1 protein-coding gene and 1 rRNA gene are annotated in these 629 nt (G+C 64.7%); both read left to right on the forward strand.

What is annotated here, in order from left to right:
* Window positions 1-85: ribosomal RNA gene (gene rrf, locus ACSU1G_RS32330) — 5S ribosomal RNA — on the forward strand; the annotation flags it as partial.
* A gap of 121 nt (window positions 86-206) precedes the next feature.
* Window positions 207-629: hypothetical protein (locus ACSU1G_RS32335; protein WP_439285400.1), on the forward strand; the 423-nt coding region annotated here is incomplete at its 3' end.

A 629-nucleotide genomic window follows, 5' to 3' on the forward strand; every position in this document is an offset into this window, starting at 1 on the left:
TTACATTCCGAACCCGGAAGCTAAGCCTCACAGCGCCGATGGTACTGCAGGGGGGACCCTGTGGGAGAGTAGGACACCGCCGGACTTCTTTTAGACAAAATGGCCACCCAACGCTGGGTGGCCATTTTGCGTTTTACAGGAAGTTGAGAGAATCAGGACCATGCCTAACGAGGACGAGCGTCGACCACGACGCGAAGACAGTTCCAATGCCCGACGCGACGATCGTCAGGGCCGTCCTCCGCGCACTGATCGCTCGACGCCCCCAGCCCGTGATGGTGCTGCTCCTCGTCGTGAGGGCGGCTATCAGGGCAACCGTGATGGTGCTGCTCCGCGTCGTGAGGGCGGCTATCAGGGCAACCGCGACGGCGGTGCTCCGCGTCGTGATGGTGCTGCTCCTCGTGGTGAGGGCGGATACCAGGGCAACCGTGATGGTGGCGCTCCGCGCCGCGAAGGCGGATACCAAGGTAACCGTGATGGTGGCGCTCCGCGCCGCGAAGGCGGATACCAAGGTAACCGTGATGGTGCTGCTCCTCGTCGTGAGGGTGGATACCAGGGCAACCGTGACGGTGGCGCTCCGCGCCGCGAAGGCGGATACCAGGGCAACCGCGATGGTGGCGCTCCGCGCCGCG

The organism is Microbacterium sp. A93 (assembly GCF_051842835.1).